Genomic DNA, 11,772 nt, shown 5'->3' with positions numbered 1-11,772 from the left:
GACCGGACGAACATGACCGGACGAACATGACCGACGGACCGCCGACACTGGGATGCAAGGGATGCTGACCCGACTCGCTCGTCTCGCGATCAACCGTCCGAAGTCGGTGCTCGTCGGCGCCCTCCTGGCCGTCGTGGCGTGCGGCGTCCTCGGGGTGTCCGTGCTCGACCGCTTCAAGGAGGGCGGATTCGTCCCCTCGGACGCCGGATCGGCCCGGGCGTCGCGCATCGTCGACACGCACTTCACCGGCGTCCAGCCGAACCTCATCGTCGCCCTCACCGCCGACGACGGCGCCGACGGTCCCGCGGCGCGGCGCGCGGGCGGGACCGTCACGGAGTGGATGTCCTCGCACCACGACATCGGCGGAGTCCGGTCCTACTGGCAGCTCGGCCCCCGGGACGGCGCCGCACTGCGCAGCAAGGACGGCCGGACCGCACTGATCACCGCACGCATCGACGCCGACGACACCGACCTGCCCAAGACCTCGCGCAGGATCAAGGCGGACATGCCCCGCCCGGACGGCGTGACGGTACGGGTCGGCGGCTACGGCCCGATGACCAACGAACTCAACAGCCAGACCATCGAGGACGCCACCGTCGGCGAGGCCGTCGCCTTCCCCGTCTCCCTCGTCGTCCTGGTCGTCGTCTTCGGCAGCCTGGTCGCGGCCGCGCTCCCGCTGCTCGTCGGCGCCGTCTCCATCGTGACCACGCTGGCGATCCTGCGCCTGGTGACCGGCTTCGCCGACGTCTCCGTCTACGCCCTCAACATGACGACCCTGCTCGGACTCGCCCTGGGCATCGACTACAGCCTGTTCATCGTCAGCAGGTTCCGCGAGGAACTCCGCGCCGGGCGCGGCCTCGACGACGCCGTGCTCCGCACCGTACGGACCGCCGGGCGCACCGTCGTCTTCTCGGGGGTGACCGTCGCGCTCGCCCTCGCCGCGCTGATCGTCTTCCCGGTGTTCTTCCTCAAGTCGTTCGCCTACGTCGGCATCGCCGTCGTCCTCGTCGCCGTCCTGACCGCGGTGCTGGTGCTGCCCGCGGCCCTGGCGCTGCTCGGCCACCGGGTCGACCGGCTCGACGTGCGCGTCCCGCTGCGCCGCCTGTTCCGGCTGCGGCCGCCGCACGCCGCCGCGGACGTCGCGCCGGAGCGGACCCGCTGGTACCGGATGGTGGTCGTCGTCACGCGCCGCGCCGTGCCGGTCGCCGTGGTCACCGTCGCCGGACTGCTGCTCCTCGGCGCGCCCTTCCTGTCGTCGAAGTGGGGCTACCCCGACGACCGGGTGATCAGCGCCTCGGTGTCCGAGGCCCGCCAGGTCGGCGACCTGCTGCGCGAGGACTTCGCGGAGGACGCGTCCGCCGCCACCACGGTCGTCCTGCCCGGCTTCGACGGCGGCGACGGGCCGGTCGCCGCGTACGCGACGGGTCTGTCGCGCGTCCCCGGAGTGTCCGAAGTGGTGAGCGGCGCCGGTACGTTCGTCCACGGCGCGCAGGCCGCCCCGGCGTCGGCCCCGGCCTCGCGGGGCCTGGTGAACGAGGCGGGCGCGGTGCTGCGCGTCGGCACCGCCGTGGACCCGTACTCCGCCGACGGCAAGCGCCTCCTGTCCGGCCTGCGCGAGGTGCCGGCCCCGGGGGAGAGGCTGCTGGCCGGCGCCGCCGCCGAGAACGAGGACGTGCTCGACGCCCTCGCCGACCCCCTGCCGCTCGCGGCCGGGCTGATGGCGCTCGCCATGTTCGTGCTGCTGTTCCTGTTCACGGGCAGCCTGGTGCTGCCGCTCAAGGCGCTCGTGATGAACGCGCTGTCGCTCGGCGCCGCGTTCGGCGCGATGGTGTGGGTCTTCCAGGAGGGCCACCTGTCCGGCCTCCTGGGCTTCACCGCGACCGGCTACCTCGTCGCGAACGTCCCGGTGCTGATGTTCTGCGTGGCGTTCGGCCTGTCGATGGACTACGAGGTGTTCCTGCTGGCGCGCATCCGCGAGGAATGGCTCGTCTCGGGCCGCGCCACCACCGAGGCCAACACGCACGCCGTGGCCCTGGGCGTGGCCCGCACGGGCCGCGTCTTCACGGCGGCGGCCCTCCTCATGGCGATCGTGCTGGTCGGCATGGGCATCTCGAAGGTGTCGTTCCTCCAGATGTGCGGCCTGGGGCTGGCACTGACCGTGCTGGTGGACGCGGTCTTCGTCCGCTGCCTGCTCGCGCCGGCGATGATGCGGTTGCTGGGACGGTTCAACTGGTGGGCGCCGGCGGGGCTGAGGCGTGTGCATGCGCGGATCGGGCTGGCGGAGGAGGCTGTGATGCCTGCGTCGGCTGCTGCTGCCCGGGGGGACGAGGCTCGCTGAGCTGCCGGGTGCGAGGGAGGGGAGGCATGCCCCAACCCCGCCCTTTCACCGTTTCTTCCGGGGGCTCCGCCCCTCGGCCCCGCATCGCCCTTCGGGCGCTGTCCTCAAACGCCGAACAGGCTGAATCAGCCCGTCCGGCGTTTGAGGACGAACGCGGCGCAGCCGCGTTGCCCCCCGCGCGGAGCGCGCGAGAAACGGTGAAAGTGGGAGTACCCCCTCTGGGGGAGGGTCCGGGGCAAACTCCTCCGGGACCAGGGCCGGTCACCTGCCGACGGGCCCCCGCCGCCTCACTTCTTCGGCGGCTTGATCCACCCCTTCTTCACCAGCTCATCGCAGTGCCACTTCGCATGAGCCGGCGTCTCATGGTTCTTCTTGGCCGCGGCCAGGCAGTCCGCGTACGGATAGGGCGGCTGATCGGCGGCCACCGCCGCCGTCCCCGTGGCGACCGCCCCGAACACCATCGCCGTGGCCACCATGAGCATCGTCCAACGCACAGCATTCCTCCTGATGTGGTCGATTGATCCCTGCTCGTCCTCGTTCAACGAGCCCGACCCGACGAGGGAACGCCCCGCGCGCCACAGGTGCCGGTCGCCGTTGGCCTAACCCCCATCACGCAGCCTGGACTTCGAGCACACTCACAGACGTGGAGATCGGAGATTCCGTCGAAATGCTGCGCTGCGAGGGCCGGTTGTTCGACTACGCCGAGATCGCCCGTGGCGGGCCGCTCTCCCCGGTGCGCCCCGCCGGCACCTGTACCGGTCCGGCCCAGGGCCTCTGCCCCGTCCTCCGAAACCGCCTGCCCCGCACCGCCGTCGACGTACGCGGCGACCTCACCCTCGCCCGTCTCCGGCACGATCCCGCCCGGACCTGACCGCCGCGAGGTCCTGCTGGAACAGCCGGTACAGCCACCACAGCGACGGCACCAGCAGGAACGCGCCCACGCCCAGGCTCGCCAGACAAGCCGCCAGTACCGCCGGATGGGAGGCCGTCGCCGCGACCGTGGTGTCCGGCACCAGCATCAGCGGGTACTGCGCCGCGCCCCACGCCCACAGGACCGCGGCCACCGCCACCGCGGCGCTCGCCCGCGCCGCGACGTACCGGCGCCGCACCAGCAGCACCACCCCCGCCAGCCCGCCCACCGCGCTCAACAGCACCAGCGGCAGCGCCCGGTGGGTGAGCCCGGTGAACAGCCGGGGCGCGTCCGCGTGCAGTACCGCGATGCCGGCCGCCGCCACCAGCCCGCAGGCCGCGCCCGAGGCCAGGGCCCGCCGGCGGAACGCCCCGGCCAGCTCGGGCCGCTCCTCGCGCAGCGCGTCCGCGCACAGGTAAACGGCCGACAGATGGGCACAGGCCAGTACGGCGAGCACCCCGCCCAGGGCCGAGGTGGGATTGACCCAGCTGGTGACCGTGTCGCCCGCCGCCAGCCCCGGCGGCACCCGGCCCGAGGCCACCGCCCCCGCCACCGTGCCCAGGAAGAACGGGGTGACGACCGAGGAGATCGCGAAGCAGCCGCCGAACAGCCGGCGCGCCCCCAGGCCCGTACTCGCCTTGCGGAACGCGAACGCCGCGCCACGGGCGATGATGCCCAGCGCGGTGAAGGTCAGCGGCAGGTAGAGCGTGGAGAGCACGGCCGCGAAGACCGGTGAGAAACCGGCCCACAGCAGCACCACCACGAAGATGATCCATACGTGGTTGGCCTCCCAGACCGGCCCGATGACGTGCTCGATCAGCTTGCGCTGCGGCAGGCCGCGCCGGCTGCCCCCGGCCAGCAGGTCCCAGAACCCGGCCCCGAAGTCGGCCCCGCCGAACAGCGCGTAGCACGTCAGACCCAGCCACATCACGGCCAGCACCGCGTCGGCGAGCATCGTCGCCTCCTCCTCACACGACCCTCACACCACCGGATAGTCCTCGACGTCCCGCTCCTGCGGCGCGACGGGCACCGGACGCTCGGCGGTCATCCGCCGCAGCACGGCGACGGTCGCCGCCGTCATCGCCGCGTAGACCACCAGCACCAGCCACAGGCCCGTCCTCAGCCCGGGCGCCGGGTTCACCGCCTCGCGCACCGTCATCAGCCCCTGCACGATCCAGGGCTGACGGCCCAGCTCGGTCACGCACCAGCCGCACTCCAGCGCGACGACGGCGGCCGGACCGGTCAGCGCGGCCAGCAGGAGGAAGGCCCGGCCGCCGCGCACGGCCAGCAGGTCACCGCCGCCCGCGCGGCGCGCCCGCCACCAGGCGAGCAGCAGCCAGGCCCCCATGAACAGCAGGAAGAACCCCGCGGCCACCATCAGGTCGAACGCCCAGTGCACCCCCGTCACCGCCGGCCACTGCGCACGCGGAACCTGGTCCAGACCGCGGACGACCTTGTCCGGGCTGTCCCCGATCAGCAGCGACAGCCCGCTGGGGATCTCCAGCCCGTACCGCAGCCCGTCGGGGCCCGCCACCCCGCCCAGCGTCAGCGGCACATGGTCGCCGGTGCGGAAGACGCCCTCCATCGCGGCCAGTTTGACGGGCTGGCTGGCGGCGACGAAGCGGGCCGCCCAGTCGCCCACCGCGATCTGCGCCGGGGTGACGGCGGCCCCCAGGACGAAGGGGACGAGGAACCCGGCCCGCTGGTAGGCCGTCCGCCGGCCGCGCAGCAGCGCGCACGCGTGGACGCTCGCCGTCAGGAAGGCGGCGACCATCAGCGCGGCCAGGATCATGTGGACGGTCTGCGGCGGGGCCGCCGGGTTGAGCATCGCGGCCCACGGATCGACCGCCGTGATCCGCCCGTGGCGCACGGTGAAGCCGCTCGGCTGGTTCATCCAGGCGTTGGCGCACACCACGAAGAAGGCGGAGGCGACGCCCGCCACGACGATCGGCACGCCGGTCCACAGATGGACGCGCGGCGGCAGCCGGTCCCAGGCGTACAGATAGATGCCCAGGAAGATCGCCTCGATGAAGAACGCGATCCCCTCCAGCGCGAACGGCAGTCCGATGACCTGCCCGTAACGTCCCATCAACCCCGGCCACAACAGGCCGAGTTCGAAGCTCAGGATGGTGCCGGAGACGGCGCCCACCGCGAACAGCACCCCCATCGCCCGCGCCCAGCGCCGGGCCAGCAGCCGCAGGACCGGGTCGCCGGTGCGCAGCCCGCGCCACTCGGCGACCAGGGTCAGCAGGGGCAGGCCGACCCCCAGGCACGCCACGACGATGTGCCAGGCCAGCGAGAAGCCCATCTGCGCCCGCGCCGCGGCGAGGTCGCCGGGCGACGCGGCCGCCGCGAGGAGACGGTGAAGAGGGTCGGTGAGCACGGCGCATGGGGTACCCGGCGGGCACGCCGGGGTAACGACGCGCCGGGCAACAGAGTGCCGCCGCCCGCCCGCGCCCGGCGGAAGACGAGCCCGCGTCCGGCGGAAAAAAGAGCCTGCGTCCGCCGAAAAAAAGACGTTGCCCGGCCCGTTCCCCGCCCCGTACGGTGTGACGCATGGGTTCTCTGTGACAGCCGGGCGTGCAGCCGCGTCGAGTTCCGACTCCGCCGCTGCCGCCGTCCTCCGCGCACCCCCGCACCCGCAGCCGGCCGATGCCGCCCCGCGGGCGGTCCGTCGTGCGCGGAGCCGACATCGATCCCTTCCGCATCGATCGGCCCGGCCGAGAACAGGAGGGTGCCCCCATGCACACCTCACAACTCACGCTCCACGACGTCACCAAGCGCTACCAGGACCACACCGTCCTCGACCACGTCTCCCTCACCGTCGCCCCCGGCGAGAAGGCCGGCGTCATCGGCGACAACGGCGCCGGGAAATCCACCCTCCTCAAGCTGATGGCCGGACAGGAGCACCCCACCCGCGGCGAACTCACCGTCCAGGCCCCCGGCGGCGTCGGACACCTGGCCCAGACCCTCGGCCTCCCGCCCACCGCCACCGTCCAGCACGCCGTGGACCACGCCCTCGCCGGGCTCCGCGCCCTCGAAGCCGCGCTGCGCCGGGCCGAGGCGGCCCTCGCCGAGGAGGACGACGCACCCGCCCTGGAGCACTACGCCGACCTCCTCGCCCGCTACGAGGCCCGCGACGGGTGGGCCGCCGACGCGCGCGTCGACATCGCCCTGCACGGACTCGGCCTGCCCCGACTGGACCGGCACCGGCTCCTCGGCACCCTCTCCGGCGGCGAACGCTCCCGCCTCGCCCTGGCCGCGACCCTCGCAGCACAACCCGAACTGCTGCTCCTCGACGAGCCGACCAACGACCTCGACGACGACGCCGTCGCCTGGCTGGAGGACCACCTGCGCGCCCACCGCGGCACCGTGGTCGCCGTCACCCACGACCGGGTGTTCCTCGAACGCCTCACCACCACCGTCCTGGAGGTCGGCTCCGGCGGCGTCACCCGCCACGGGAACGGCTACGACGGCTATCGCGCGGCCAAGGCGGCCGAGCGCCGGCGCCGCCTGCGGGAGTACGAACAGTGGCGCGCCGAACTCGACCGCAACCGGGAGCTGGCCGCCGCCCACGCGGCCCGCCTGGACGCCGTCCCCCGCAAGCTGCCGTTCGCGGTCTTCGGCCACGGCGCCTTCCGGGCCCGCGGCCGCGCCCACGGCGCGACCGCCCGCATCCGCAACGCCAAGGAACGCGTCGCCCGGCTCACCGCCCGCCCCGTCCCGCCGCCGCCCGAACCGCTCGCCCTCAACGCCCGCCTCACCAACGCGAGTTCCCTGACCACGGCGGCCGAGCTCACCGACGTCCGCGTCGACGGCCGCCTCCACCTGCCGTCCCTGCGCCTGCGCGCCGGCGAACGGCTGCTGGTCACCGGCCCCAACGGAGCCGGGAAGACCACCCTGTTGCGCGTCCTCGCCGGTGAACTGACCCCGGACGCGGGCTCCGTCCGCGTCCCCGGCCGGGTCGGGCACCTGCGCCAGGAGGGGACGCCCTGGCCACCCGGACTCACCGTGCCGCAGGCCTTCGCCCACGGCCGGCCCGGCCACCCCGACGAGCACACCGACACCCTGCTCTCCCTCGGCCTGTTCGCCGCCGCGGACCTGCGGCTGCGCGTGGGCGAACTGTCCTACGGCCAGCGGCGCCGTATCGAACTGGCCCGCCTGGTGAGCGAGCCCGTGGACCTGCTCCTCCTCGACGAGCCCACCAACCACCTCGCCCCCGCGCTCGTCGAGGAACTGGAGGAGGCCCTGACCGGCTACCCGGGAGCCCTCGTACTCGTCACCCACGACCGCCGGACGCGCGCCCGGTTCACCGGTACGCACCTGGCATTGCGCGGCGGCCGCGCCGAAGCGATCCGGGAGGCCGGAGGACGGGGGTGGGGACAACCGGAGCAGTGACGCGGGTACCCGCAGGATGGTCCCCGGTGATCCCGGACGGGAGGCTGGGGACCATGAAACACCCCCGCACCACCGCCGCCCTGACCCTGCTGCTCTCCCTCGCCACCGCGGCCCCCGCCCTCGCGGACCCGGCCACCGCCGCGCCCCGCGCCGACGACGCGGTCGTCCGGACAGGCGACCGCGCCGACGACCGCGTCGTCCGCGCCGTCGAACGCGCCGCCCACCCGCTGCGCTCCACCGAACCGTCCGCCCCGGACGGCGACCTGCGGCCGCTGGACCGCATGATCGGTGACGCGCGCGTGGTGGGCATGGGCGAGGCCACGCACAGCTCCCGCGACTTCTTCGCCCTCAAACAGCGCACCTTCCGCCACCTCGTCCGCGACAAGGGCTTCCGGACCTACGCCCTGGAGGCGCCCTGGAGCACCGGCCTGCGCCTCAACGACTACGTCCTGCACGGCAAGGGCGACCCGCGCCGCATCCTGCGCGAGGACTTCCAGGACGCCTACCTCTTCTGGAACACCCGCGAATACCTCTCCCTCCTGACCTGGATGCGCTCCTGGAACCGCGACCACCCCGACGACCCGGTCCGCTTCATGGGCAACGACGTCGCCTACGCCGGCCCCGAACTCCACGACCGCGTCCTCGACCACGTCCGCGCCACCCGGCCGGCCGCCCTGCCCCGCCTCGCCGAGCTCTACCGCGGCCTGCGCCCCGACGCTCCGGCCGGCCCGTACATGCGCGCCTACCTCGCCAAACCGCTCGCCGAGCGCCGCGCACTGGCCGAACGGGCCGGACAGGCCCTGGAATTGGTCCGCTCGCTGCGGCCGGGAAGCGGACCGGGGGCCGCCGAGGCCCACCGGTGGGCCGTGCAGAACGCCCGGACCCTCCAGCAGACCGCGCAGCAGTACGCCTTCGACTACACCACCCAGGACGGCGTCGCCGCCTCCATGCGCTTCCGCGACCGGACCATGGCCGACAACACCGCCTGGTGGCAGCGGGAGACCGATACCAAGGTCCTGCTCTCCGCCCACAACGGCCACGTGACGTACGAGAGCGACGACCCGCGCAACTACCCCAAGACGCAGGGCTCCTTCCTGCGCGACCGCTACGGGTCCCGCTACGTCACCGTCGGACTCACCTTCGGCCGGGGCTCCTTCAACGCCGTCGGACCCGACGACGAGATGCTCGACGCGAACGTCCGCCGCTTCACCGTCGGCCCTGACGCGCCCGGCAGCAACGCCGCGACGCTCGACCGCGCACGCGTGGGCACCGGCGCCGGCTACCTGCTGGACCTGCGCACCGCCCCGCCGCCGGCTCGCGACTGGCTCCGCCAGGCCCGCCCCACCCGCAACATCGGCACCGCGTACCCGTACCCCGCGCACCCCTCCGCCCTCGCCAGCTCCTTCGACCTCCTGATCCACCTGCACCGGATCGACGCCGCCGAGCGGCTCCCCGCCGACGGCGGGTGAGGCGGCACATGGCTGGCCAACCGGGCGCCCGGCCAGCAGACTTGGACCATGGAACTCATGGTGCCGGTGAAGAACGGCGAAATCTGGGCGGACGACACCGGCGGCGACGGCCCGCCGCTCGTCCTGCTCCACCCCGGAATCGCGGACTCCGACGTCTGGGACGCGGTCGTGCCCACGCTCGCCCGCCACCACCGGGTGATCCGCTACGACGCCCGCGGCTACGGCCGTTCGCCCGCGCCCACCGCCGCGTACTCCCAGGCCGAGGACCTCGCCGCGGTCCTCGGCCACCTCGGCCTGGAACGGGCCGCCCTGGCCGGTACCAGCATGGGCGGCGCCACGGCGATCAACCTGGCCCTCGACACCCCGGACCGCGTCACGGCCCTGGCCCTGGTCTGCCCCGGCGTCACCGGCTGCCCCGAGCTCACCTCGCCCGCCCTGACGGACGAGATCGGCGCCCTGGCCCGGGCCGGCGACATGGACGGCCTGGTCGCCCTCGCCCTGCGCACCTGGGCCGCCGCCGGCACCCCGCCCGACACCGAGGCCGCCGGCCTCCTGCGCCGCGCGATCCCGGCCTGGTTCAGCACCTACCCCCATCAGGTCGCCGACGCCCCCGCCTACGACCGCCTCGGCGAACTGCGGCAGCCGAGCCTGGTGGTGGTCGCCGGACGGGACCAGCCCGAAGTCGTCCGCTGCAACGAGGAGATGGCCACCCGCATCCCCGGCTGCCGCCTGGAACGGCTGCCGGACTGCGACCACCTGCCGACGCTGCGGGACCCGCAGACCGTGGCACGCCTGATCCTGGAGGTGACCTCCGGGACGTCCTGAGGCCCGGCCCGATGGCCCGATCCTTGCGGACCATGGCCATCAGGCCACTACTCCCGCCGCCCGCGCCGGGCCAGCCTGGGCACATGAGCACCATGAAAGCGATCAGCCAGAACACCTACGGCGGCCCCGGCGTCCTGCGCGAGGCCGAGATCGACCGTCCGGCCCCCGGCCCCTCCGAGGTCCTCGTCCGCGTCCACGCGGCGGGCATGAACCCCACCGACTGGAAGCACCGGCAGGGCCGCGGATTCCTCGACCGCCTCCCCCTGGTCCTGGGCTGGGACGTCTCCGGGACCGTCGAGGCCGTCGGGACCGGCGTCACCCTGCACGCGCCCGGTGACGAGGTGTTCGGCATGCTGCCCTACCCCTACGGCGTGGGCTCCTTCGCGGAGTACGTCGTCGCCCCGGCACGAGCACTGGTGGCCAAGCCCTCGAACATCGACCACGTCCAGGCCGGGGCGATCCCGCTGGCCGCGCTGACGGCGTGGCAGGTCCTGGTGGACGCCGCGCGGGTGCGGCCCGGGCAGCGGGTGCTCGTCCACGCCGCCGCCGGCGGCGTGGGGCACTTCGCGGTGCAGATCGCCAAGGCGCGCGGCGCCCACGTGACCGGCACGGCGAGCGCCCCCAAGCACCAGGTGCTGCGCGAGCTCGGCGCCGACGAACTCGTCGACTACCGCACCGAGGACTTCACCGCCATCGACCCGGTGGACGTCGTCCTGGACACGCTCGGCGGCGAGACGGCCGCCCGCTCGCTCGACGTCCTCAAGCCCGGCGGGCAGCTCGTCTCCATCGCCATCCGCCAGTTCCCCGCCGACCTCTCCGAACGCGCCGCCGCCCGGGGCCTGCGGGCCTGCCCGCTCCTGGTCGAGGCCGACCAGGAGGGCATGCGGGCCATCCGCGATCTCGTCGAGGACGGCAGGCTCAGGCCCGTCGTCGAAGCCGTGTTCCCGCTGGAGCAGGCGGCCAAGGGCCACGAACTGGGCGACACCGGCCGCGTCACCGGAAAGGTCGTCCTCACGGTCGCGCCCCGCTAACCCGGACGACCGGGGCCGACCCTCTGGACACCGGGCCCCCGGCGCGGCAGGGTCTGCCCGTGGACCATCTCCCGCACTTCCGGCGCGAGATCCGCGCCTTCGCGGCCGCGGCCCGCCGTGCCGCCGCCGATGCGCCCGTCGTCCCGTCCTGCCCCGACTGGTCGGTGACCGACCTCGTCGCCCACCTCGGCGGGGTGCACCGGTTCGTCTCCCGCGTCGTCGAGGACCGGCTCGCGGAGCCGCCGGACACCACCGACCGGGCATTCCTGCGGCTCCCCGCGGGCAGCGAACGCCGGCCCGCGTCCCTGGAGGACGGCCCGCACCGCGGTCCCGTCCCGGCCGGGCTGATCGAATGGTTCGAGGAAGGGGCCGCCGAACTGGCGGAGCACTTCCGGGAGACGGGCCCCGACGAGCCCGTGTGGAGCTGGACGCGGGAGCGGAGCACCGGCTTCTGGCTGTGGGTGCAGAGCGTCGAGGCGGCCCTGCACCGCTGGGACGCCGAGAACGCGATCGGCGCCGCCGCGCCGCTGGACGCGGACCACGCCGCGGACGCGATCGGCCGGCACCTCGGTGTCGTGGCCCCCGCCTGGCGGGCCCGCGCCCAGGCCCCGGCCGGCAGCGGCGAACGGCTGCGCTTCCGCCGCACCGACGGCCCGGGGGAGTGGACCGTGTCCTTCGAGGGCGACGCGATCCTGCCGGCCGAAGGGCCCTGCGACGCCGAGCTGTCGGGCACGGCGTCGGATCTGCTGCTGTTCCTCTGGCACCGGCTCCCCGCGGACGCCTGCCAGGGGAACAGCAGCA

The 11,772-nt window shown here is 74.1% G+C and carries 10 protein-coding genes; 7 read left to right on the top strand and 3 right to left on the bottom strand.

Annotated features, from left to right (window positions below; translation table 11 throughout):
* Nucleotides 1–61: 61 nt before the first annotated feature.
* Nucleotides 62–2,338 (top strand): MMPL family transporter, encoded by a 2,277-nt coding sequence (locus tag I5Q34_RS31615; RefSeq protein ID WP_199895877.1) that lies wholly within the window; start codon nt 62–64, stop codon nt 2,336–2,338.
* A gap of 287 nt (nt 2,339–2,625) precedes the next feature.
* Here the strand turns inward: I5Q34_RS31615 and I5Q34_RS31610 are convergent, their stop codons facing one another.
* Nucleotides 2,626–2,832: a hypothetical protein gene (locus tag I5Q34_RS31610; protein ID WP_199895876.1), complete on the bottom strand. Its 207-nt coding sequence runs from the start codon at nt 2,830–2,832 to the stop codon at nt 2,626–2,628.
* A 149-nt stretch (nt 2,833–2,981) separates the two neighbouring features.
* Between I5Q34_RS31610 and I5Q34_RS31605 the strand changes: the two genes are divergently transcribed.
* The gene (locus I5Q34_RS31605; protein WP_199895875.1) at nt 2,982–3,209 is read left to right on the top strand and encodes a hypothetical protein; all 228 of its coding nucleotides are present in this window, start codon (nt 2,982–2,984) and stop codon (nt 3,207–3,209) included.
* Here I5Q34_RS31605 and I5Q34_RS31600 read toward each other — a convergent pair.
* Nucleotides 3,169–4,203, bottom strand: coding sequence for a cytochrome d ubiquinol oxidase subunit II (locus I5Q34_RS31600; protein ID WP_199895874.1), 1,035 nt, complete (start codon nt 4,201–4,203; stop codon nt 3,169–3,171). The two genes, I5Q34_RS31605 and I5Q34_RS31600, sit on opposite strands and share 41 nt — an antisense overlap.
* A gap of 24 nt (nt 4,204–4,227) precedes the next feature.
* The gene (locus tag I5Q34_RS31595; protein ID WP_277965471.1) at nt 4,228–5,631 is read right to left on the bottom strand and encodes a cytochrome ubiquinol oxidase subunit I; all 1,404 of its coding nucleotides are present in this window, start codon (nt 5,629–5,631) and stop codon (nt 4,228–4,230) included.
* A 359-nt stretch (nt 5,632–5,990) separates the two neighbouring features.
* Between I5Q34_RS31595 and I5Q34_RS31590 the strand changes: the two genes are divergently transcribed.
* The 5 genes from I5Q34_RS31590 to I5Q34_RS31570 all read left to right on the top strand — a co-directional run.
* On the top strand, nt 5,991–7,646 hold the full coding sequence (locus tag I5Q34_RS31590; RefSeq protein WP_199895873.1) for a TlrC/CarA/OleB/SrmB family ABC-F type ribosomal protection protein: 1,656 nt from the start codon (nt 5,991–5,993) through the stop codon (nt 7,644–7,646).
* A gap of 53 nt (nt 7,647–7,699) precedes the next feature.
* Nucleotides 7,700–9,115 (top strand): erythromycin esterase family protein, encoded by a 1,416-nt coding sequence (locus I5Q34_RS31585; protein ID WP_199895872.1) that lies wholly within the window; start codon nt 7,700–7,702, stop codon nt 9,113–9,115.
* Between the two features lie 48 nt (nt 9,116–9,163).
* Entirely contained in the window at nt 9,164–9,940 is a 777-nt protein-coding gene (locus I5Q34_RS31580) for an alpha/beta fold hydrolase (RefSeq protein WP_199895871.1), read from the top strand.
* Between the two features lie 92 nt (nt 9,941–10,032).
* A complete protein-coding gene (locus tag I5Q34_RS31575) occupies nt 10,033–10,971 on the top strand; it encodes an NADP-dependent oxidoreductase (RefSeq protein ID WP_199896072.1) in 939 nt (312 codons plus the stop codon).
* 59 nt (nt 10,972–11,030) lie between these two features.
* Nucleotides 11,031–11,772 (top strand): maleylpyruvate isomerase family mycothiol-dependent enzyme (locus I5Q34_RS31570; protein WP_199895870.1); only part of this gene is annotated, 742 nt, incomplete at its 3' end.

It is taken from the genome of Streptomyces sp. AV19 (assembly GCF_015999245.1).
Taxonomy (GTDB): domain Bacteria; phylum Actinomycetota; class Actinomycetes; order Streptomycetales; family Streptomycetaceae; genus Streptomyces.
The sequence above is the reverse complement of the archived record's forward strand: the minus strand, read 5'-3'. Positions and strand labels throughout refer to the sequence as shown.